The following is a 22,979-nucleotide window of genomic DNA, read 5'->3' on the forward strand; positions in this document are numbered from 1 at the left end:
TTGGGACTCAATCTTCAAAGAAAGCTTCCCACTCCGTGTTTTTAAATTTGGTTTTCAAATACTCATAGTTTTCGATGATTTCATAGAGTGGTCTTTGAATTTGCTTAAAAGTTTGGGGTTGAACTGGGTGATCCGGCAGATCTAAAAACTGTTGAATTTTGTGAATTTCCTCATCCGTATTTGCTGAAAGTTCCTCATAAATAACTTCGAGTTTGGGATGGGCGCTAAAAAAAATATCGGCCTGTTGTTCCCATCGGCGAGTTTGGACAAAATCATTAAGCAGAGCATCATAATCGAGTGTGTAGGTTTGAAGATGATTCTCTTTACCATTGGTATTTACCCATTGACCAGTTTTTACGGCGTTCTCACGGGATAAATGTGTTCTCAATATATTTTTTCTTTTTATGTGTATGATATGAAGATCAGATTGTTCTTTCAGGGTTGACCAGATTTTCGCAAAAGGATTTTCGTTTGCGTGGTAATAGAACAATTTGAAGCCGAGCGCTTTGTAATTCGCAGGGATTTTTCGAAAAACAATTTTTTCAAGGAATCTGCATGGGTCTTGTTGGTAAATTTTCATAACGCTGTTGGTGGTTGGGAACTGCGGATGGTCAAAATCAATGGCGTCCCGGTTGCGGAAAATTTCACCTAGAACAATAACCGCGGGGTGGGAGTTGAGGAGACCGCGCAGAAAATTACTGCCTGTGCGGGAACGCCCAAGAATGATGAATTTGGTGTAATCTGAGGTTGCGGGTATTAGACCAATCTCTAACGCGATTTTTTTTAAATTCAGCCGCTGATCCTGAATCAATTGGCTAAAAGTGAATTGGGAAGCATCTGGTCGGTTATCCATTTTTATTCCAATATTTTTATTTTTCTTCTAATCCCAAAATGCCTGGAGTAATAGTCGATCATGCCCTGTAATAACGCATTTCGATGAGACTTTTGATTTTTCCATTTGGGTTTTATGCTCCACGCAAACAAAGTCCTTAATAATGATAAATTCACGACCAAGCGATTAACAAGAGGTGCGTGGTGTTTGGATAGGGTCATTAAGCGGTTGCGGGTTGCGTAATAGGTCACGTTTGGCGAGGGCTGATAGTTCCTTTGTACTCCTTTATGCCAGATTTTGGCTTGAGGAACCATCCAAATCTGCCATCCAGCATTACGAGTCCGAATACACCATTCTGTTTCTTCCCAGTAATAAAAATACCTTTCATCAATAACACCAACTTGCTGGATGACTTCCCTTTTTATTAAAAATGCGCAACCAGATATCCAATCCACCTGAATCGGTTCAGGGTATTGTCCTTGATCTGGCTCGTTTTGACCTTTATGAACAGCCTGCCAATCTTTGGTGATTATTCCACCCGCGCTTTGAATTACAGCCGGTTCGTCAAAATGGTAAACCATTGGACCAAGAATTCCAGCCTGCGGCTGAGAAACTGCAAATTGGAGCAGGTTTGATATTGTGTACGAATCAAGGATTGTATCCTCGTTCAGGACAAGAATCCAGTCGGAGCCAGCCTCCAGTGCTGTAGAGATACCCACATTGTTATTACCGGCATACCCTTTGTTTTCAGTCAGATTTATGATTCTGGTTTGGGGGAATTGTTTTTCAATTGCCTCAACCGAACCATCTGTGGATGAATTATCCAATACCCATACGATAGTATTCTGGTATTGACATTTTTGCAAGGAAGATAAACAAGCCAACGTATCTTCTTTGCGATTAGTATTCAAGATAATTACCCCAACCAGTGGTTCGGTCATTCTACTCCAACCAGACCGAAGGCAGGTTTTTGTTAATCTCAATGCTTTTGAATTTTTTGGACTGGCGCGAACCAAATTTCTTTACCCATGCAGCCATTGCCTCCAAGCCATCATCGAGTGAAGTGGCCGGTCTTTTGCCAAAAACCGCTTCGATTTTTTCATGAGTTGAATAAGCATCCTTGACTTCATTGCGCGGAGGTAAATATTGAATATTTGGCGAAACACCCATCGCTTTGGCGACAGCAAAGGCCAATTCATTGACCGAATAAGGTTGATCTGCCCCAATGTTGAAGACTTGATTAAAGGCTGCTGGTGTTTGAATCGCTTCTACCATTAGCGGGACAATATCTTTGATATAGCTAAATGCTCTGGTTTGATTACCGTTACCAAAAATGGTCATTGGTTTTCCTTGCATTATCTGGTTCATGAAAATTCCGACTACATTTCTGTAACGATCTCCGATATTTTGTCTTTCTCCGTACACATTGTGCGGACGAAAGATAATGTAGTTCAATCCAAACATTTCGTGGCTCACACGTAATTCCTGCTCAACTGCCAGTTTTGCAATACCATAGGGATCTTCCGGGTGGGGAAAATCCGCTTCACTCATTGGCAATTTGGGGCTGGCGCCATAAACAGCAATAGAGGAAGTAAAGACAAAGCATTTGATTCCATGATTGATTGCGGCATTGATTAAGTTAATGCTTCCTATAAGATTATTGGTGTAATTGAAGTGTTTGATGAAGTGGCTTAAGCCTTCGGCCGCATAAGCCGCAAGGTGATATACATAGTCGAATTTTTCTTCCTCAAATAATTTGTTTATTAGTATTGGGTCAGTAATGCTGCCCTCTATGAAACGAACCCCCGGGACTAAATTGTCTTCAAAACCACCCGAGAGATCATCCAGAACCATTACATCATAGCCGCGTACCAGGAGTTGTTCGCTAACATGCGAACCGATAAAACCAGCTCCGCCTGTGACTAAAACTTTTGACATTTTTATCCTCATTTATCCAAAAAGATAAGTGTAAATTGGTCTTAAGAAAGATTTGATGGTCAAATTCATCATCAGCAAAGGAACAAATAATCCGACTAATACCAAAATTACAAAGAAAATCAGCGGAAAGCCTAATATCTGTGGCAATAAGTGATAAATTCCTCTGGCAGCAACGGCCAAAAACAACGAATGAGCGAGAAAAATCCCGAACGATTTTGGTCCTAATTCTTCAAGTTTTTTACTGAAGGGAATTCGAGTGTTGATGAATCCAATAAATGCAGCAAGAATTGCAATTGAATAAAAATTATCAACGAGGGTTTCTTGAGGTCCTATCCATGATTGACCCGATTGTATTAATAACCATTCCCATTCAATAACTCCCACGATAAAAAAAGCCATAGAAAGAATCAACAAAAACCAGCGAATCCTGAAAAAATATTCTTTAATTTCGTTTTGATGGGAACCAATCACTAAACCAAAAGTAAACCAAAAAACATGACCAACAAAAAGCCATCCTGAATTTAGAAATGAAAAAAGGGGAGCAAAGGGAATGTCCAATCCAATTATCAATGGGTAATTAACCAGTTTAGTTAGGATCTGAAGCGTGGCCGTAAAGAGCAGGAATTTCTTCCAATCCCAGTGGACCAGTCGGATAAAAAGGGGGGATAGCAAATAAAATGTAATGAGCAGGGGAACGAAATAGTAAGCCTCAGCTGCCTGACCAGTAATAATGATGCGTAACAATTGTGCAGGGGTATAGGTTGTGTTCTGAAGAACATTAAAAATGATCATTATGGCTGACCAAATTAAGTACGGAATAATAAGATATTTGATTCGACTTAATACATAGTTCCATTCAAGTGCTTTTTTTCTGCCAGCACTAAAAGCAACAAAAAAGCCTGAAACCAGTAAAAAAGCCGGGATACTGGGAATAATCCACTGTTCTAAAACTCTTAAAATAAAATAATCTGGCGAGTAAAGTTGAGAAAAGTTTGGGGAGGTTAGAGGGGTATAACGATGAACCCACCAAAACATGGCAACGTACGTCCAGCCAATGGAGTGGTTGACGACGACATTGATAATTGCTAAACCATTCAACAGTAAAAATCGTTTTGACATGAAGATTCATTTATCCAAACAGAAAACCGTAAATAGGCTTTAATTTGGGCAAAGAAAAAAGTTGCATTCCCACTAAAGGTAAACCGAGACCGGTAATAAAAATCAGGATGAAAAAGAGGAGTTGGTTTGGCAATACCCAGGGAGCGATCAGGTAGATGCCCCTGGCCATAACCTCCATGATGGGAACATGGGCTAAATAAATCCCATAGGATTTGCTACCAAGAAAATTGGAAGTTTTTGTAAGAGGTAGTTTCTTGCTTTCGAGCAGACTTAAAAAGTAAAGCAACACAGAAATCTCGTAAAACCAATCTATAATGGTTTCCCGTGTTTGAATCGGCCCTTTGAACACTTCCCATTCGATAAATCCCGCTACCACAAAAAAGATTGCAGAATATCCGAACAATGGATTCATTTTTTGAAGTATTGGTCTGATTTTTGTAAGGTGCAAACCAGTAACAATTCCTGCTGAAAACCAGAATAGTCGAGAAACAAACAACCATTTCGGGATTTGCGGTAATGCGTTTATCCATTCGTTCTGAATTCCCCATAAGGAAAGACTGGCGGGTAAATGAACCAGAAGTTGAGTCAATGCCGTAAGGAAAATCAGAACCTTCCAGTTTCTCCTGGCCAAGGCGATGAGAACCGGAGCGATTAAGTAAAGCTGAATGATGAGAGGTACGTAATAATAGGCTGGCGTGGTCGTGCCGAGCAATAGATTGGTTGCAATTCGATCGAGGCTAAAATTTTTACCCTCAAGAACACCCAAGGCCATAAAAAGGACTGACCATACCAGGTACGGAATGATCAAGCCTCTGATTCTGGAAATGGTTTGTCTGTAACTGATTTTGTTGGCTTGGCGTCCCGCCAAAAATGCAGCAAAGTAACCGGACACAAAAATAAAAGCCGGAATGCTGAATACAACCACTTGTTCAATTGCTCTTATAAAGTAAAAGGCGGGACTGGTAGCCAGAATTTCAGGGGAGGTGCTGGCCGGGTAACGAGCATACCAGGAAAACATGGAAGTCATTACCCAACCAGCGCTGTGGAAAAGGATTACGCAAAAAGCGGCTATCCCATTAAGGTAAAGCAGAGTTTTGGTCAGGGAAGGTCCTTTTAGTCCTGGGATAGTTGAGTGAATTCAGGTAAGTCGTCAATCGGAATGCTGGTAAGCTTCGATCGCAACAAGTGATTCTCGGTTTTCTCCACTGTTTCAATGTATTGACGCATTGCTGCCAAAACAGGCACCTCTTTTCGATCGTACACTTCACCCTGGAGAAGACGCAGGACTTCAAGACGATACTTTTTGGACTGAATGAAGTGGGTAAACAAAGGTAACAGCTTATAGTAAAGTCGAATAAATTCATACCATACGCTAACGCCTGCGCGCATCTTCATTTCATAAGGTTTGAAAGCTGCTTCGCTGAAATCACCGGTTTCAAATGCTTGCCGGATAAATTGTGAGCCGTATTTTGCTGAATACAATGCGATGCTAACCCCGGAAGAAAAGATGGGATCAACAAAACGAGCGGCATCACCGATTAACATAAATCCGTCTCCAACGAATTTATCCATTGAATAGGAATAATCGCCCTCTTGTTTAAATTCATTGATCCTTCTGGCTTCAGAGAGAGCCATCTTTAATCCTTCGTTGGAGTTTGCGTATTTATAAAAATATCCTTCGATATCTCCTTTCGATTCCATAAAAACCTCTTTTTCGGCAACGATGCCCATTGAGGTAATATGATCGTTGATCGGAATTTGCCAGGCCCAACCTCTTTCGACTGGAAGAAAATAAATATGAATAAAATCGGCGGTATCTGGTTCACCACGCTTGACGTTTTCAAACCAGGCATGGACGGCGTATTGATTAAAAATTGGATCTTTTTTCTTGATTCCCAATTGCCTTCCGAGCAGGGTGTTGCGCCCGCTGGCATCCACGATCATTCTGGTAGGTAAATCAATCTCCTGATCCGCAAATTTTGCACGTACTCCGACCGCATAACCATGTTCGTCGAATAAGACTTGTTTTACAGTAACGCCTTCATACACCTCGCTGCCAAGTTTTTCAGCATGTTTTAGTAAAAGCAGATCCAGTTTTCCACGGTCGACGTGGTAAGTATAGGGCTGAGAGATTCCTTCCTGTGGGAATTCATCAAACCAGATGTGGGAGGCTCCTGTGCCTTTGATATCATGCCAGGATGCACCATATTTGTGAGGAAAGCCCTCCTTCTCCATGGTTGGAAGGAACCCAATTTCGTTATATACCCTTGTTGATGAGGTAACCATTGACTCGCCGACATGTGGGCGTGGATGAATGGCAGATTCAAGAATGATATTCTTAATGCCCGCCAAAGAAAGATAACTTCCCATGACTGAGCCTGCCGGACCACCACCGATAATAATCACTTGATTCATTCTATACCTCCGTTGTTGCACTAAAAAGGTTATTGGATTTTGAAGGGTTTGGAAATTAACCCCACAAATACGAATAGATGGTCTTGAGCGGTGTTATCCTGGATACATACATGATCAGTAAAGGTATACTAACCCCTAAAAACACCAATATCCCAAGGAATATAACGGTTTGCCCTAATATAAAGGGAAGAATATGGTAAATTAATCTGGCGCAGATTTCAATCGTAAGGATATGGCTAAGGTAAATTCCATAAGATCTGGCTCCAATAAATTCAATTCTTGAAACCCACGCATTATTCTCCCAAAAGACTGCAAAAGCAAGAATGAGCAAAGAATAAAAAAATCTGGTCACAATAGAGGCTTGCGAATTTATCCAATTATTTCCACTCACATTCATCAATTGTTGGATTTCAAGTTGACCAATAAAAAAAGTGAATGCGATCAATAATAAAAATCCCCAAAGGTACTTTTTTAGAAAAGCAATTATTTTTTGCCGATAAATAAAAAATACCATTCCGATTAAGAACCAAACGAGATGAGAAATAAGATAACTGCTTTTGAAAAAATTTAAAAAATTGAGGGACTGTAAGGGGGTAATTTCTAAAACCTTGAAGTACCATGGAATACTTGAGAGAGCCTGGATCACAAAAGCTATTGGCAAAATTACGACAGGATATTTTTTAACGGCTTTAAATAAAAAGGGGGATAAGATAATCATTTGAATAATTAGAGGTACGTAGTAAAACGGCGCGTCAGCCTCACCGAGAAGATATACCCTGATCAATTCCACAACGGTGTAACTTCTGCCTTCAATTGCTCGAAATACCACAGTAGCTGTTGACCAGACGATATAGGGAAAAAGGAGATATAGAATCCGTTTTTGAATAAGCCGATAACTCTGGCGGATGGTTTGCCGGTCTAAGGAGAAACTGTAGAGAAACCCAGAAACGAACAGAAAGGCCGGTACAGCACTACCGGCAATTTGATCGGTTATTCTCAAAAACAACGAAAATACATTGGGTATCGAAAGCAATTCCGGGGTAGCGCTGCTGATAAAACGATCTCCCCAATAATTTATGGCCGTAACTGCCCAATATATAGAATGATGATAAACAGCAAAAATAATCGCAATTCCGTTGAGAAAAAGAAGTTTCCTGGTCATTGATTATTTGCCTCGTTTGGAGCAGGAATCAAAATCCCCCATCTTCCGCTCCAGAACTGGCATCAGCCGTTTGATGCCAGTTTTTGATTGAGATAATGACTCAACGCATTCACGCTCATGAAATTTTCAATTACCACATCCTCATCTGGGACAGTGTAATTGAACTTTTCCTCAATGAAGGCTACAAGTTGAAGAATGCCCAAGGAATCAATGATGCCTTCGCCGAGCAAATCATCGTTAACATCTATTGTCTTTTTTCGGCCCTTGGCAAGTTCATCGAGTATAAATTTTTGAATAATTGTTTGAGTTTCCATTTTCCCATTCTCCTTATCATTCATGAATTAATTCTTCTTGTTGCTCTTTCTTGCAGTTCCCGTCTATTGATCTTCCCAGTTGAAGTTCTCGGAAAATCATCACATATGATGATTTTGGTGGGAATTGCATAACTTGGCAATCGCCCAGAAAGGTGTTTTATGATGTCATCTTCGCTTATACTCTCTCCTTCAATCAAAATAACGGCCGCTTCAATAAGATTACTCCCCTCAACATCGGGTACAGGGTAAGCAGCTGCTTCATGGATGGTGGGGTGAGAAAGGAGCATTGCTTCAACTTCATCCAATTCCACACGGTAACCTCTGGTTTTAATTTGGCGGTCTTTCCTACCCAGAAATTTGTAATTTCCATCGGGCATTTTTTGGACCAAATCACCGGTTCGGTAGAAAATATCCTCACAATAGTCGAACATTTTTCGACGATAGAAACCTTTTTCAGTTAAGTCTGGTCTCGCCCAGTAACCTTTCATGACCGTACCACCCCTGATTAATAATTCTCCGATTTCGCCTTCCGCCACAGGCCGACCTTCAATATCCACAACCAAATCTTCGGTATTTTCACAAACGATACCAATCGGGATGGGCTCATCTGAATCCTCTGGCAAGGGAGCAACATGATAGTATGTGCACACATTTGTTTCGGTGGGTCCATAAAGATTAGAAAACTTAACCCAAGGGAGTATCTTCATCAAAGTTCTTAAGTGTTTGGTTGGAAAAGGCTCACCCGCAAACAGGATCCATCGCAAGCCAGAAAGATCTCTGGATTCAAGGTTACCCCTCTCAAGCATTTGAATCAAAGCAAAAGGCACAGAATACCAGATTGTTATCTTTTCGTCTTGAATCCACTTTGCCATACTGGCGGGCAATTTGGTTAATCCTTCGGGAATGATCACAGTTGTTGCGCCCCCAATTGCGGAAGCAAAGAAATCAAAGGTGGAAAGATCAAAATGAAGTGGAGCATGATTGCTGATGCGATCTTCAGAGGAAATCTGGTATGTTTGGACGGCCCATTCAGCAAAAGAAAGTCCGCTGCGATGGGTGTGCATAATTCCCTTTGGGGTTCCGGTCGAGCCAGAGGTATATAGGATATATGCCAGATCTTGCTCCACCAGTTGTATGGGCGGTGTTAAGGATGGAAATGAAAATATTTGTTCCCAGGAATAGGAGGGGACATCAATTTCTGAGGTGCTTTGAACGCCGATCAAACCCTGGAGAGATGTCTTGTTAATGATTTCTTTGACATTTTCCATTTTTTGATCATTGGTGATAATGAATTGAATTTGACAATCGTTAATTACAAAACTCAATCGGTCAATTGGAGCAAAAGGATCGAGAGGTACATAAGCGGCTCCGGCAGATAAAATTCCATAGATTGAAACGGCCGAATAGAGGTTTTTATTCATATAAATTCCCACTCGGTCACCTCGTTTGACTCCACGTGAAATTAAAAAGTTTGCCAGTTGCCTGGATGCTTTTGCCAACTGAAGATAGGACAATTCTTCTTTCTGAAAGCGAACTGCTGGACGGTCTGGAATATTTTGTGCATTTTCAAAAATTGCAGCATGTAATAGATAGCGGTAACTCATTTGTGCCTCACCAGAAATATGAACTAAAAATCTGTATTGGAAACGGCTGGAAGGGATGACTCGGCTGCTTTCCGGGGTGTTTTTTGGGAGGCAAGGAAGTAGGTCATCAATGGGCCGGCAGCAATTGATGTAATGATAGCCATTATAAAAAGCGAAACAAAAATTCGTTCGTCAATGAGCCCATTCGAAAGACCAATTCCTGCAAGGATTATTCCGGTTGCACCGCGAGCATTCAAACCACTGGCTATGGCTAATGCCTGCCGGTCGATTTTCATTCCAGCAATTTTTCCACCAATCAATACCGAGAGGAATTTTGAAATACTGGCGCTGAGCAAAATAATCACCATCAGACCAAAATCAAAGTTGGCTATGAAATTGGTTTTCATCCCAATTGAAACAAAATAAATGGGTGCAAAAAAAGCCATCACAAACTGCGAGATGACAGTGTGGGCTTCTTCTGCCTCGGGGTGTTTACCGGCCACAACTGCTCCCAGGAGGAATGCACCGAGAAAGGCGTGAATTCCTAAAAATTCAGCTACTGATGCGACCAGTAAAATAGCTAATGCGGTAAAGGCAATAAAACCACTTGGCCATGCCAGGGTTTTCCTGATGACTTTCAATGCTTTGGGGGCAAAATGCCTTCCCAACGTTAACATGAGGAAGAAAAAAGCAAGAATTAAGAAGATGGTTTGATTGGTATTAAGAAAAACCTCACCCGTTTGTGGAGTAGTGAAACTTAGCATGATTGCAAATAATGTCCAGGTGATGGAGTCGTCCACCACTGTGGCATTAAGGGTTATTGCTCCAACTTCTGTTTTGAGTAGTTTTAAGTCCTGAAGAATTCGGACAATAACCGGATTGGCTGTATTGGCAAGATTAATCCCGATGAAGAGGCCAAAGATTGTTAAGTTATTTTTTGCAATTTCTCCCCAGAAGGCGGGAGGAATCAAGTAGACCAACGCCACCCCAAAAGCAATGGGTAATACAGTGCCAACAAGCCCGATGATCAATGCATATCGGCCCACATGATTGGTCTTTGAAAAATTAATTTCCAGACCGGCGATGAACAAAAAAAACAACATCCCCATCTTTATTGAAGCATCCCTTAAAATTCCCACTTCAGGCGAGGATTGAAAAAGCCAAAGATAAAAATTTGGCAATAAAAGGCCTAAAATTGTTGGGCCAATGATTACTCCTCCGATCAACTCGCCCAAAACAGCAGGTTGGCGAAATCGTCTCATGATTTGTCCTGCGAACAAAGCACAAGCCAGCATGACAGCAATTTGTAAAAAGAACTTTATGATATCTTGATTGTTCATTGAGCTTTTATGAAGATGGATTTTGTTACAGAGATAAGATTGCTTTCTATATTTTGCACAGAGGAGTCCCAATTCCATTTTGCTAAAACTTCTTGGTACCCATTTTGGCCATATTCATGAGATTTTTGTGGGTTTTTGAGAAGTTCCAAAAGTGCCATTGCAAAAATTTTTTCATCCCTTGGGGTTAGGCATCCGGTGAATTTATCTCGAATTGTTTCAAGCAGTCCCCCTTCTTTTACCCCAACAACCGGTGTGGCACATGCCATTGACTCTAAAGCAACCAAACCGAATGGCTCTCGGTGAGGGGTGTAGGCTGTCAGCCTCGCGCTGTTGTATAACTCAACCAGTTTTTCGTCATTTATTCCGATTAAAAATTGGACATTGATATGATTTTGATTAGCCAAATCATTCAAGTATTCATATTCTTGTGTGTTTGAAAAATTACTGGCAATAATTAAGGCTGGCTGGTCATTGGTCGGCATCATTGCAATAGAGCGGATAATGAAATCGAATCCCTTTAACGGAGTTAATGATCCAACCGAGAGAATAAAATTAGACTTATTGACGTATTGGAGGGGTTTGAATTTGGTCGTATCCACACCCAGATAATTTACTTCGGCTTTAATGTGGTAAATCTTCTCGACCTGCTGTTTGGTGTAGGCGGAGTTAACAAACACCCTTCCTGCTTTTTGAATATTTAATTGATCGTTGTTTCTGGCATAATTTCGGAAATATGTCAGGAATGGGTCGTATTGGTCAAGTGTATGGCGTAATTTTGATCTGCCATTGTAATATGGGCGTGGAGGTGCATCTTCATAAAGAATCCGATAAGGCTCGTGGCAGTAATATATACTGGCAAATTCCGAAATATATCTTAACAGTGAAGGAGCGTTCTCAAAACGACATGGTTCAACAAAAATCAGGTCGGGTTCGTGCCGTTTTATGTCGTTTGAGATGATTTCGTTGATGTGTCTGAGCCGAACCAGATCAAATGCGCGGATAATTGAATTAAGTCTGCCGAATGGAGAATGGAAGAGCTTGCCTGCTTGAAATGGATATACCTGGTGAGATTCTACGTATGGTCGTATGTCACAAAATTCATGATCTGCACTGGATAGAGAATAAACACGGATTTCGTGTCGACGGCTAAGCCGTTTCACAATCTCGAACAAAGATCTTTTTGCGCCGCCTGAAGATAAATTATGGAAAATGGCGATTTTCATTTTTTCTCAGCTGGAAAATGGAGATGCCGGCGCATTTTTGGGTCGTAATGTTTCTCTAAGGTTCAGGAATAAACGAAATATAGATGGACTGAAGCTGTAGAACAACCTCACCAAGTTAGTTTTTTGATCGTTGGGGCACAGGCTGGTGGCCTTTTTCAACCACTTCTTAAAAGTGGCACTTTTACCGGAGTGTAAAAATATCTGCTTGATAACTGTGAGTCTGATTAATCGGCTTTGTTCACAGGGTGAAAGCCCATTGAAAGAGGGATGAGATAACAGCCATTCGATAGAGTTTAACTCTTCAGAAATTAAATTAACCATTAAGTCATAAAATACATAAACTCTGACTTCTTCTTTACAATCGTTGAACCTTGGCAGATCAATCATTTTAAGGCGGCAAAGCGCAAGCGAGTGATTTTTTCTTGCATTTCCTGCAGTTAAAGTGATGTTGGTTTGGTGAACACGATAAAAACAAAGTTGCCGGTTGAGATGACCAAAAATCATAAACTGCGATAAATGGGTAAAAAAATCCCAATCCGGACCGATTACAATGCGGGGATCAAATTGAATGTTGCTTGAGATAACTTTGTCGCTTCGCAGCATGACTGTCATAGGTGGCCCGAATACATCTGAGGCTCTGACTAACTGCTCGAACAGATCGCCTTCAAACGGCCCGCGCCGAAAGTTGGACAGGGAAGAAAGCACTTTATCGTTTGTATCCATGTAATAACCATCGCAGTAAACCGCGTCTTTTTCCGGGTGCTGGTTTAAGTAGCTGACCATGAGCGCTAAAAAAGAGGGATGAAATAAATCATCAGCATCCAGAAAGGCAAGAAATTCACCCTGAATTTTTGTAAGTGCGTGGTTTCTGGCTGCGGCTTCGCCCGCGTTTTCCTGATGAAATAACCGGATACGAGGATCGGTGAATTCTCTGGTAATCTTTTCGGTTTGATCCGTTGAGCCATCATTTACCAAAATTAATTCCCACAATGGGTAGGTTTGACTCAGTACACTTTCTATAGCTGCCCGGATAAATTTTTCAGCGTTATAAGCTGGCATCATTATCGATACCAGACCGGGTTTGAGCGGATTGTTCAATGGAACGGTCATTTTTTATTTATATCAACAAATTGATTGATGATATTGATGATATTTTCGGCACTATGTCTCCAGGTGTGTTTTGCTTCTGCCTCAAATCTTGCTTGCCGACCGAGGGCGACTGTAAAGTTGCGATCTTTTGCCAGTAATTTCATCGCGCTTATCAGAGCTTTCTCATCGCAGGGAGGGACAATTAGGCCAGTTTTGTTGTGAACAAGGGTTTCGGGTTGTCCGTTTTGACCGGATGCAATAATTGCAAGGCCCGCCGCTTTGTAGTCAAATAATTTCAATCCCGAATATTCACTCCAACCACAATAGGGAGATAAACCTATGTGGCAGCCAGCAAGAATGTTCGCGTATTTTTCGGGTGGTAAAGTTCCGGTAAAGACTACTTTCTCTTCAATGCCTAACGATGATGCGACCCTCTTGGTGTCTTCTAAATCGCTTCCGTCACCAATCATGACGAATTGAGCATTTATTCCCTCGCGAATTAACTCGTGAAAAGCATTAACTGCAATTTTTGTCCCGTGCCAAGGATAAAAACCTCCCAGGTAAGCGATCTTAATTGGAAACTGTGAGGATTTTTCCTGAAAGTTGGCTAAGTTTTCTCTGCAAAGAAGGTTTACCAGGATTGTTCCATTTTCAACCACGCTTATTTTTTCGGGAGATATTTTCCACTTTTCAATCAAATTATTTTTCCAACCCTGACCAGAGGCAATCAGGTGAGTTGCACGAGTAAGGGTGAAACGAAAAAGGCTGCTTGAAATGGCCAACTGCAAACCACGGGGAAGCTGTCCTTTTGATTTCAAATCAAGGAGAGGGTCTCCATTAAATTCTAGAATCAATGGAATATCCATTTTCTTTGAAATCAACAGTCCGCCGTAACTCATCCAGCTTGCTCTTTCGTATAGGCAATCAATATTTTCTAATTGATTTAAAATTATCCTGGAAAAATGACTGCTCTCAAAAAAGTTAAGATATGGCAAGTGGGTTATGGTTTGTATTTTGCGTAGAGATCGCTCAAGGATCTTTTTTTGCTGGTTTTCAATCGGCTCAAAATTTTTTAGGTCATCGCTTTTCCAATAAATAGAATTTATTCCTCCAATGAATCTAACCCGGTGATTCATTTCTCTCCACTCATGGATAATGTGGCGGATATGGTTGGCGGGTCCATCAAAGGGGGGAGTGCGAATCTCGGGGCTCAATTGTGCCAGATATGCGATGTTCATTGGGACATTAGTTCTTCAATACAATTGCGAATTTGTTCGCTAACCAGGTGGCTATTGCATTTTTCAAGAACTTGAGATCGTAATTGGATTTGGCAAGCCTGTTTTTCTTGATCTGAAAGGCTTTCAAAATTAAAGATTTTTTGTCCAAAATCTTCGTCGGTATAAAACAGGTTTTCTTCTGGAAGTAATTCCTTTGCTCCTGGCCAGTGATGTGCAAAACAGTAGCAACCACTCAATATGGCTTCCATTGGAGAAACTTGTAAACCCTCAGAATAACTATTAGAGATAAAAATTTCAATCTGTTTATAAAAATCGGCCGCATTTTGAATATGTCCGTAAAAAATCACGCTTTTCTCAATTCCCAACCGTGAGGGCAGGTTGATAACTGCATCGTAGTAATCCAAAAAGCGAGGATGTGGTCCTCCGCCGATATGTAATAGATATCCTCTTTTATCCAATCCTAATTCTGCAAAGGCGAGTATAAGTTCATAAACTCTTTTTCGTGGAGTGAGATGCCCCAATATGCCAATGTTTTTTTTGAAAAGGCGGGGTTCATAAATATATTTTTGCGGATTTACTGCTTCGGGTATGACGCGGATTTTTTCTTCATGCCCGGAAAATCGTTGATTGAATTCTTCCCGTTTTGCTTCACTTACCAAAATAATCCGATCTACCTTTGACCAATCAATTTGATGGCCCCATTGATAAAGTTCATAGCGATGTAATCTGGTAACGATGGGTTTCGTTTTTGGTAAACGGCTGGCAGCAGCCAATAACTCACTTGCCCATTCAAAAAATATGACGTCATTTCTGGTTATGAAATTTTTTAGTTGGTATTCAAACTGCCCTCGTTGAAGCCGCTCACGAAGGAAAGGAAATTCAGTTTTACGAGGCTCGAATAGATGGACGGTATGATGGGTTTTCAAATCATCATAAATTTCGTGAAAAAACGCCCAGGTTTCATTGATTGCAATACCAATCTTCATGGGATCAATCAATCCAAATAAAGTTTGTGCCAGATTTCAATAGCCATTAATGCTCCAATTTTCACAGCATTGTTTTTCCCAGCCATGTGGTCATTTACAATCTGTTTGATTTTTTCGGGTTTTAAATATCCACGTCCCAGCGACTCCCTGGATAACAAAGTGCTTTCTACCCAATTTCTCAAAGTAGTTCGAAACCATGTGTGGTAATCTTTATAGGGGCGGTTTTCAGGTCCAGCAAGCCAGCCAAATCCAGCTTTACGCAGATGCCATCGAATAAATTGCATATTTCTGAGCGCTACTTCTCTGGCGCAGTGAGTCAAAGGCAGATGATCGCGAGGGGTGGGAATACGTGCTAATTTCGGGTAAGCCTGGACAAAACTATCTATCATCAATTTACGTTCAAACGCTAAATAGGGCGGTATGGTCATCGAAAAATCTACCAGATCATTATCTGTAAAGGGTAAACGAATGACTGCCCGATCTCTTGCCACAAGCACGCCATTTATAGTCATGCGGGGTACGCGTTGAGTAAGGTCAAAATACAATCGCTGAGTAGCAAGTTGACGAACGCCGCTTGACCTCATACCATTTCTAAAATCTTGGATCAATCCATCTTTGACATTTGATAAAAAAGTGTCAGTGAATATGCCGGGATGTTCTGGCAAGTCAAATGTCAAGACACGGTAATCACGGTAGGCTTGTAAATGTTCCTGGATTTCGGTTTCAGGGTCATAATTAGCCCAAAAACGAGGGCGTAGACCAAACCCAAACATCGCATCACCCATAAAACCTTTGTAAATGACCGGGGCAAATTGTGTCTCTTCTTCCAGATTTGCAATGGCATGGAGATTTACGAGATTTCCCATTCCGTCAGTTATTTTGACCGCCTTTTCACCCTCTTTCAACAACCAGTCTGGTTTCAGTTCAAAAAAGTGGTGCTTGGCACCCGTTTTATTGGCTGCTTCTTTGGCGTAACGGGCATCGTCTGAGCCGGGAATACTCCAAGTAAAGGTGTGAAGATTGGATGAACCAAGTGTTTCAGTGAGGAGTGCCAGCAAAAAGCGAGAATCCAGCCCACCTGATAACATTAATCCTTTGGGGTGGTCTCCGCCAGATTGTCGCTGTGCCGCTCTTTTAATTTCAAAAAGAAAACGCTCTTGATAAGAGGGCGGTTCGCAAAATGGATAAACATCCGTGAAGTTAAAATGAAAGTATGGTTTTACGGTAAGGTAATTGTTTTGAAATTTGAGGATACTGCCCTGAGGGAGTAACTTCACCTCTTCTAACAAGGTTCTTTGATGTAAAACGTGGTCAAAGGTAAGAAATTCCTGAATTGCAACCTGATCAATGACTCGAGGCAGCGTATGGTCCACCAGCAAAGCTCTAACCCCAGAGGCAAATAAAAGGGTCGATCCAAAATTTGCATAATAAACCGGATATAAACCCAGTCGGTCGTTCATCACAATAATGGTATTGTTTCGGTGATCAAACAAAGCGGCAGAAAACGCTCCATTTAGGCCATTAAGAAAATTTTCACCCTCTAGAAAATATAAACTGAGGATGATTTCCTCGTCGGTGCTGCGAGGCAAATTTTTCTGGTCGAGGTAATTCTTTATAGGTTGGGTATCATAAAGTTCGCCCTCAAAAACCAAAATAAGTTTTCTGTTTTCGTGCCATAAGGGCTGTTTATTTTTATTGAGAATTCCTAAGGTGTTTCTGCCAATACCCCAACCCTGACCGCTTTCGAAATGCCGTATAAAGCGATCTTCCCAGTCCAGGCCATAAGACATTTTTTCAATGAGTGTCTGGCTTTCGGGATTAGAAATTTCTTTTTTAAAGCCATAAATTCCAGGCATAATGATTTGCCTTTCAAATGAGTACTTCGTCAAACATTGTTTCAAATGGGGTGTTAAGATATTTTGACCGAAGTTGTTCAAAATTCAATACCACATCCCTGAGATCGTCGCTGGTGTTTTTGAGAGTTTTTCCTTCAACCGGAAAAGGATCAACACCTAAAAAATCAAATACTCGTGAAAGTACAACATCACGGTTGACCAGCAGTTCCTCATAAACAATTTTTAACTTTGGCAGATTGAGTTCTTTTGTAAAGTTGTTCAAATCCTCATCTGCTTGAATTCTTTCGAGCAGATATTGATGAAAAACATCGGGGTCTATTTCAAATGCAGGCAAGCGTTCTTTTTCGTTGTATAGATTCCAGTTACCCGTTACATCGTGTAATCTTTTTGCATTAATTCTTGAGATTACAGCTTTGACCTGATTTCGCCGCTGCATCTGGATTATTCGGACATTTTTTTCTAATAGCAACTGAATAAACGAATCTTTGTCCAGAATATCCACCAGTTTTGTCTTAAAACCGGATGCCTTATATTTGGTGATAAAGGATGGTGTATAAAACTTTCGCGCCCAATCAATTTGATCTTTACCGCTTGCTCCTTTTTGTTTTAAGACAGCAAATCGCTCGTAAACAGATTGGATTTGGGGATGGGAAGTCATCAAACTGATCATATAAGTGCTGCCATCGCGTTCTATGAATAGTATGATAAAAGGGGTAACTTTTGAACTAAAGAAGAATTTCCGCATTCTAACGGTCCTCCAGGTGGGGATTGATTATTGGGACCGGGCTTTTCAAAACTGACTTAACCAAAACCGTGAAAGCCCCAAAATTTTTATATAATGATGGGAACGTGAACAATGCTTTCCATGCCGATCGGCGTGCTTTTGGATAATTTTTGTGATGGTAGTAGATAAAAGCCTGATTCAAGGCAGCCATGCCAATCACGTGCCGATACTCTTTTTGCAACCCGTTTAATTCATCAGGCAGATTTTTATATATACGTTCCAGGAATGAAATCGCATCATCGGTTTTAGGAAGGTCGGTCCAGCCGGAAAATATGTTTTTTATCCTTCGATAACCATCCTCGACAAGAGTGGGATCGAGTACCAGCGCCTTCTTTAGATGTTCCTGAGCAAATTGAAAATCTGAAGATAAGTATCCGTGCGCTGCGGCGCGTAAATGCGCGTGGGCATAAGCCAGGGGTTTCATTCTCTGCCAATCTTCATTGAGATCAGGGTAGGAAAAGGTTTTCTCAAGCACTGCCAGATTGGCTTTGGTCATTTGCTCGCCATTGCGAGTCATTTGTCCAGTGTGAAAACGGTATTGAGATACCGCAAGAGGGATGACATCCATGGGGCAACCGGCAATTGCTAATCTCAGCCAGAAGTCCCAATCCTCATAGGAGCGGAGTGATTCGTCAAAATAACCGATTTTTTCCTGCCAGATTTTCTTGATCAGCACACTGCCGACGTGAAAGGGATTGCCAAGGATAAGGTTGTGGATTGGAGAAGGGAGATAGGTTTCAAATTTATTAGGGATGACATTCCCGCGCTGGTCAATTAACAAAGCATGACCGGCAACAAAACCGAGTTCTGGATTTTCATTCATTTTTTCCATCAAGAGCATCAATTTTTCTGGCAAAAAAGCGTCATCCGAGTCAAGAAAGGTGATAAATTCACCACCGGCTGCGCGAATGCCAGCATTACGGGCACTGGAAAGCCCACCATTCTGTTTGTAGATATATTGAATTCTTAAGTTGTGGAAAGATTGGACAACTTCTGGCGTGTTATCGGTTGAGCCATCATCGACAACGATAATTTCAATGTTGGAATAGGTTTGGTTCAAGCAGCTTTGAATGGCATCGCCAAGATAGTGACCTTGATTATAGGCAGGGATGATTATGCTGATTAGATTGTTTTTGGTCATAAAAATGATTTTAGTTTCCTATAAAAACTCCATCCGAAAACGGATGGCGGGAGATCTCACTGGCAATGGATAGATTCAGTTCATCAACATCAGGAGTAGCCAAACTGCGAATAGAATAGAAATAAGCAATTACAGCTTTTTCCTCAAAAAGATCTTGTTGTAGTATTTTCATATTTTCTTCAAAATTCGGGTTAGGTATCTGGCGGGTCAGGTCCATTTTTCTTGGCAGGGGTTTGGCGGGTCTGCCGGTTAGCAAATACACTCCTTCAGGTGAGTTGGTGTAAACGATGGTATCTGTTTGCAAGCGATTAATTTCATTGACTATTGCGGAGTTGCGCCACCTGGTGTGGAAGAACCCCAGGCCATCATGATGACCTTCGTATAAAGTTGTAGCCTGTGTTCCCAGCGATGAAACAGAAAAGGCGCCTGCCAACAATAATACAAAAATTGTATAAAAAATTTTTTGGGTTTTTGATATGGGTGTTATTTGGATAATTGAAGCGGCTATCAGAAGCCAGATTGCCACGAGCAAGGGGGATAGAATTCTGTCATCTAATGGGGTGTTGGCATCAACAAATGAAATGGAGGTAATGAGGAAAAGAGGGTAAACCAACGCAAAGGTAGATAAAAGCCCCTTGAGCCATTGTCCTTCTTTTCTGATGATGCTTTGCCGTGTTCGAAGAATCAACACACAAGTGATGACAATTGCGCTGATGATTCCAGTCTTCACAAGTCCCGGCAAACTAACTGGTATCAAGAACCAGCCCGCCATCGTATCCAATCCTTGTTGAAAATGAGCCCGAGTAATGGGATGGAATTCCAAACCGCGATTGGCAATGTTGCCGCTGATCATCAAATTACGAATGATCCATACGCAAAAAACAGACAACCCAGGCAAAGCAACCCGTACACTTTCCTTTAGTCGAACCGAAAAATTTCCTGGTGTCAAAATAAAAATTGCAATAACAGCAGAAGCAATGAAGGCTAACCCACTGTAACGTGTAAGCGTGGAAAAACCTAATAGAGTGCTACCAGCAAGGATCAAGCCGTTTTTCGAGTGAGCAACCCCGTGGGAGATCAGCAATAAACCACCAAAACCCGTCAAAAGGAATAATGCTTCAGACCAGGCCATAATGTGAATGGTAAGAAAGGCGTTGCTGAAGGCGAGAGGAAATAAAAGGAATAAACCTAACGAGCGTGCCTCAGTTAAAAAGCGACGCAGAATCAACCAAAAGATTGTCAAGTTGCCTGCCAACAAAAATACATGCAGCCATCGGCTGGTTTGAGGAATTGTTCCGCCAAACATTCCACTTCCCGCCAGAAAGAGAGGATAAAGAGGGGGGTAAAAGGTTAAGCTTTGACCGGGAGAAATTCCAAAGGGGATTGTCAGTCCTTTTCCAGAGAGCAAGTTGTTTGCCACGCCGATATAAGTTGCGGAATCTGGTGATGTGCCTATTCCCCAGCGAGTTGCAATTATCAATTGATATGATAAAAACAATATCAGGATGCCAAAAATAAGATGATTGATCGGTAAATGTTTTTTATTCATTCCAAAATTTCTTTTAGTATTTTTTTTGCTTAATGTACTTTGAAAGGTTTTAATAAAATATTCAAAAATATACTACCAAGACCATTAAACCTTTGGTCGTCGCTTATGGTTATCCAGTATAATCTTTTTCTCATCATCACTGCCTGAATTACATCGCTAAATAAATTCCATATATTCCTTATTCGGTTTAGGGTTTTATCTTCTTTATTTTTTAATTTCATGGGATCGCCTAATAAAACGGTTGCAATTGGTTTTTCGTTAGATGTGATTTTCCAAAATCTAATTCCTTCTGCGGCTATCTTTGATATTTTGGTTTCGTAAAAATGGAGCGGACTTTTTTGGGGGTAATATTCTCCAAAATGAGGGAAATTTTCAATCATTGGATAACCATATCGTATCAATTTATCTCCGATAAGTCCTTCAGTAAATTGGTTCATCTCTGTAGATATTTGATTTCTCCAACCCCCTGCACGATTTTTATCAATTGGTTGTTCTGCCTTTTTTTTCCAGGGTACGTTTTGACTGTTGACAAGTTTTCCTGTTGTTGAGGTATTGAGCATTCCTTCTTCATAATCTTCATCCAAAAAGGAGCATAGTTTTCGTAATTCTCTCTCTGGATTTTCCAATAAATCCTCATAACGTAATGTGTATGAGTTTTGATCAACATCAAAAAATTTATAACTAATATCATCGAGAAATTTCCAATAACATATCGCCTCATAATATGTTTTTGCTCCCCAAGGCACCTTCATCAGGGATAAACTAACGTCACGGGGATCTCGGATAATTCGTATAATCGGAGAGTCGGGAAAATATTTTCTGATTTTATCCAAATACTGGATGTGATCAGGTGTCTTTTCAACCCAGCGTGATTTTCCTAGTGATTGCATATAAGGCTCTACCACGGAGCAGAGCAAAGAATCTATTGCTGGCCTTTGTTTGTTCAGGTATTCCTCAATCTGGTATTCCGTTAGATGATATTTTTCCAGAATACTAATCCTTGGAGGATTATTAGAAATATAGTTTGTGAATGAAATAGAGCTTATAAATTTTTTTGCATTCTTTGGCCAGTTTTCTGGATCAATCAATTCAGCAATATTTTCAGCTTCTAGCCGTTGAAAGAAATGAGTCTCAGGACCGCAACTCATTCGACTATGGGCAGCCAGCATGGCTGATAGCAATGTGGTTCCAGATCTTTGAACGCCAACTATAAATATTGGATTTGACTTCATAAGTTGTTTACTTCCCATCTGTGGGGAAGGTATGCAATTCCGTTAATATCATTACCCCCTTTTACAATTAAATGAATTGCGTTATTTATTCGATCATAAAATGTGTATCCATCTGAGTGGAAAATTACCGCATCAAAAGTATAGGCGTTGGGAAGCAAATTGAAATTTGTAATGTCCAGATCAATATACCCATCCCCTTCAAGATTACCAGTTGAAAATCCATCAACATCCGTCCGTAAACCGGTAACTTGATGACTATTTAGAATGTGAATTACCACATTAAAAACTGGGTCAACGACCATTTGATTGGCGTGATAATGAAAACGAATCTTCACTTTTTCTCCAACGGAAAATATTTCCTGGTTTTCATCATGATCGTTGAGAATTTCTAATTTCTTAATGGTGATTTCACCGGTACCGCCTCGGATAGAATCTTTGAATTGATCATAGGTTTTAAGCAACGACGAGCGATATACATCAATGGCCGATTCGGTATCGCCGTCAAAGATGACTTTTCCTTTTTCGAGTGTTAACGTGCGGGGACAAAGGTGACTAATGGTGTGAAGATTGTGTGACACAATGATTATTGCAACCCCTTTATTTCGGAGCTCCTGTATTCGTATTTGACATTTAGTTCTAAAAGCCAAATCTCCTACTGAAAGAACCTCATCTACCAACAGAACATCAGGTTCTAAAAACGCAGCTACAGAAAAACCTAAACGAACCACCATTCCAGAACTATAACTTTGAACGGGCATATCTAAAAATTCGGATAAGCCGGAAAAAGAAACAATTTCGTCAAACCGTTGGTTAATTTCTTTTTTGGAAAATCCCATCAGTGATGCGTTGATATAAATATTCTCTCGTCCAGTTAAAACAGGGTTAAAGCCCGCGCCTAATGATATCAATGCTTGCACTCTTCCACGGACTTTAATTTGCCCTGAATCCGGTTTGATTAAACCCCCCAACATTCTAAAGAGGGAAGTTTTTCCAGCTCCATTATGCCCTATCAAACCAACCGTTTCGCCCGGTTCCACCTTAAAAGAAATATCTTTAACAGCCCAGAATTCGTCTTTGCGAAGCAGGAGATGATTTTTGTTCTTTCCAATCATCTCGTTTCCCATATCTACAACACCGTACCACAATGACCTTCGCAAACTCCGACAGAATTTTTTACT

The 22,979-nt window shown here is 40.8% G+C and carries 20 protein-coding genes; all 20 read right to left on the reverse strand.

What is annotated here, in order from left to right; all coding sequences use genetic code 11:
• Positions 1–7: 7 nt before the first annotated feature.
• The 20 genes from VAE48_RS02680 to VAE48_RS02775 all read right to left on the reverse strand — a co-directional run bounded on the left by VAE48_RS02680 (position 8) and on the right by VAE48_RS02775 (position 22,925).
• The gene (locus VAE48_RS02680) at positions 8–853 is read right to left on the reverse strand and encodes a sulfotransferase (RefSeq protein WP_322791767.1); all 846 of its coding nucleotides are present in this window, start codon (positions 851–853) and stop codon (positions 8–10) included.
• 2 nt (positions 854–855) lie between these two features.
• Positions 856–1,773: a glycosyltransferase family 2 protein gene (locus tag VAE48_RS02685; RefSeq protein ID WP_322791768.1), complete on the reverse strand. Its 918-nt coding sequence runs from the start codon at positions 1,771–1,773 to the stop codon at positions 856–858.
• Between the two features lies 1 nt (position 1,774).
• Entirely contained in the window at positions 1,775–2,770 is a 996-nt protein-coding gene (locus tag VAE48_RS02690) for an NAD-dependent epimerase/dehydratase family protein (protein WP_322791769.1), read from the reverse strand.
• A gap of 12 nt (positions 2,771–2,782) precedes the next feature.
• Positions 2,783–3,889 carry an acyltransferase gene (locus VAE48_RS02695; protein WP_322791770.1) on the reverse strand — a complete coding sequence of 369 codons (1,107 nt, stop codon included), beginning with the start codon at positions 3,887–3,889 and terminating at the stop codon, positions 2,783–2,785.
• Between the two features lie 10 nt (positions 3,890–3,899).
• On the reverse strand, positions 3,900–5,027 hold the full coding sequence (locus VAE48_RS02700) for an acyltransferase (RefSeq protein ID WP_322791813.1): 1,128 nt from the start codon (positions 5,025–5,027) through the stop codon (positions 3,900–3,902).
• On the reverse strand, positions 5,003–6,304 hold the full coding sequence (locus VAE48_RS02705; protein ID WP_322791771.1) for an NAD(P)/FAD-dependent oxidoreductase: 1,302 nt from the start codon (positions 6,302–6,304) through the stop codon (positions 5,003–5,005). The genes VAE48_RS02700 and VAE48_RS02705 overlap by 25 nt, the downstream gene beginning before the upstream one ends.
• A 55-nt stretch (positions 6,305–6,359) precedes the next feature.
• Positions 6,360–7,466 (reverse strand): acyltransferase, encoded by a 1,107-nt coding sequence (locus VAE48_RS02710; RefSeq protein WP_322791772.1) that lies wholly within the window; start codon positions 7,464–7,466, stop codon positions 6,360–6,362.
• 62 nt (positions 7,467–7,528) lie between these two features.
• On the reverse strand, positions 7,529–7,780 hold the full coding sequence (locus VAE48_RS02715; RefSeq protein ID WP_322791773.1) for an acyl carrier protein: 252 nt from the start codon (positions 7,778–7,780) through the stop codon (positions 7,529–7,531).
• A gap of 20 nt (positions 7,781–7,800) precedes the next feature.
• Complete coding sequence (locus VAE48_RS02720; protein WP_322791774.1) at positions 7,801–9,384, reverse strand: amino acid adenylation domain-containing protein; 1,584 nt, start codon at positions 9,382–9,384, stop codon at positions 7,801–7,803.
• Positions 9,385–9,407: 23 nt separating this feature from the next.
• Positions 9,408–10,703, reverse strand: a complete 1,296-nt coding sequence (locus tag VAE48_RS02725) for a cation:proton antiporter (RefSeq protein ID WP_322791775.1) — start codon at positions 10,701–10,703, stop codon at positions 9,408–9,410.
• Complete coding sequence (locus VAE48_RS02730; RefSeq protein WP_322791776.1) at positions 10,700–11,926, reverse strand: glycosyltransferase family 4 protein; 1,227 nt, start codon at positions 11,924–11,926, stop codon at positions 10,700–10,702. Before VAE48_RS02730 ends, VAE48_RS02725 begins: the two co-directional genes overlap by 4 nt.
• A gap of 6 nt (positions 11,927–11,932) precedes the next feature.
• Complete coding sequence (locus VAE48_RS02735) at positions 11,933–13,036, reverse strand: glycosyltransferase family 2 protein (protein WP_322791777.1); 1,104 nt, start codon at positions 13,034–13,036, stop codon at positions 11,933–11,935.
• Positions 13,033–14,253, reverse strand: coding sequence for a glycosyltransferase (locus tag VAE48_RS02740; protein ID WP_322791778.1), 1,221 nt, complete (start codon positions 14,251–14,253; stop codon positions 13,033–13,035). Before VAE48_RS02740 ends, VAE48_RS02735 begins: the two co-directional genes overlap by 4 nt.
• Positions 14,250–15,239: a glycosyltransferase family 4 protein gene (locus VAE48_RS02745; RefSeq protein ID WP_322791779.1), complete on the reverse strand. Its 990-nt coding sequence runs from the start codon at positions 15,237–15,239 to the stop codon at positions 14,250–14,252. The genes VAE48_RS02740 and VAE48_RS02745 overlap by 4 nt, the downstream gene beginning before the upstream one ends.
• 8 nt (positions 15,240–15,247) lie before the next feature.
• Entirely contained in the window at positions 15,248–17,095 is a 1,848-nt protein-coding gene (locus VAE48_RS02750) for an asparagine synthetase B family protein (RefSeq protein ID WP_322791780.1), read from the reverse strand.
• Positions 17,096–17,108: 13 nt separating this feature from the next.
• On the reverse strand, positions 17,109–17,840 hold the full coding sequence (locus VAE48_RS02755) for a hypothetical protein (RefSeq protein WP_322791781.1): 732 nt from the start codon (positions 17,838–17,840) through the stop codon (positions 17,109–17,111).
• A 1-nt stretch (position 17,841) separates the two neighbouring features.
• Positions 17,842–19,020 (reverse strand): glycosyltransferase, encoded by a 1,179-nt coding sequence (locus tag VAE48_RS02760; RefSeq protein ID WP_322791782.1) that lies wholly within the window; start codon positions 19,018–19,020, stop codon positions 17,842–17,844.
• A 10-nt stretch (positions 19,021–19,030) separates the two neighbouring features.
• The gene (locus VAE48_RS02765; RefSeq protein WP_322791783.1) at positions 19,031–20,569 is read right to left on the reverse strand and encodes a hypothetical protein; all 1,539 of its coding nucleotides are present in this window, start codon (positions 20,567–20,569) and stop codon (positions 19,031–19,033) included.
• A 29-nt stretch (positions 20,570–20,598) separates the two neighbouring features.
• Complete coding sequence (locus VAE48_RS02770; RefSeq protein WP_322791784.1) at positions 20,599–21,801, reverse strand: sulfotransferase; 1,203 nt, start codon at positions 21,799–21,801, stop codon at positions 20,599–20,601.
• The gene (locus VAE48_RS02775; protein WP_322791785.1) at positions 21,798–22,925 is read right to left on the reverse strand and encodes an ABC transporter ATP-binding protein; all 1,128 of its coding nucleotides are present in this window, start codon (positions 22,923–22,925) and stop codon (positions 21,798–21,800) included. Before VAE48_RS02775 ends, VAE48_RS02770 begins: the two co-directional genes overlap by 4 nt.
• Between the last annotated feature and the right edge of the window lie 54 nt (positions 22,926–22,979).

This window comes from Bellilinea sp. (assembly GCF_034432615.1).
Taxonomy (GTDB): domain Bacteria; phylum Chloroflexota; class Anaerolineae; order Anaerolineales; family Anaerolineaceae; genus Bellilinea.